Raw genomic sequence first — 388 nt, 5'->3', positions numbered from 1 at the left:
ACCGCCGTCACCGCCGCCGTGATCGCCGTATGGCTGGCCGTCTTCGCCGCCCGCGAGCGTCACGCCCGCCGCAACTGACTTCCGCGAACGCACTTCACAGGAGCTGAAACCCATGCAACTCACCGCCCCCGCAACCACCCGGCCCCGCACCCGCGACGCCGACGGCATGGCGGTCGCGTCCTTCGTCCTCGGCCTCTTGGGCCTCCTCGTCTTCAACGTCTTCCTCGGCCCGACCGCCATCGTCCTGGCAGCGGCGTCCCTGTGGCGCGGCACCAAGCGCAAGGGCCGGGCATACCTGGGCCTGGGCCTGGGCGTGGCAGACCTGCTGGTCCTGCTGGCGTTCGTGCAGATGGACAGCACGGTGTCCTGGAGCTTCTAGCCTGTGCCG

Annotated in this window: 1 protein-coding gene; it reads left to right on the top strand. The window is 70.4% G+C overall.

Annotated features, from left to right (window positions below):
• Positions 1–112 precede the first annotated feature (112 nt).
• Entirely contained in the window at positions 113–379 is a 267-nt protein-coding gene (locus tag ACLZOT_RS50345; RefSeq protein ID WP_416976037.1) for a DUF4190 domain-containing protein, read from the top strand.
• The last annotated feature ends 9 nt before the right edge of the window (positions 380–388 follow it).

It is taken from the genome of Streptomyces sp. 4F14 (assembly GCF_048159485.1).
GTDB lineage: Bacteria > Actinomycetota > Actinomycetes > Streptomycetales > Streptomycetaceae > Streptomyces.
Note: the sequence above shows the minus strand (reverse complement) of the source record. Positions and strands in the feature narration are given on the sequence as shown.

What these genes read in the sequence shown, in the direction of transcription:
- ACLZOT_RS50345 (WP_416976037.1), top strand. Translation starts at nt 113, where the DNA reads ATGCAACTCACCGCCCCCGCAACCACCCGGCCCCGCACCCGCGACGCC.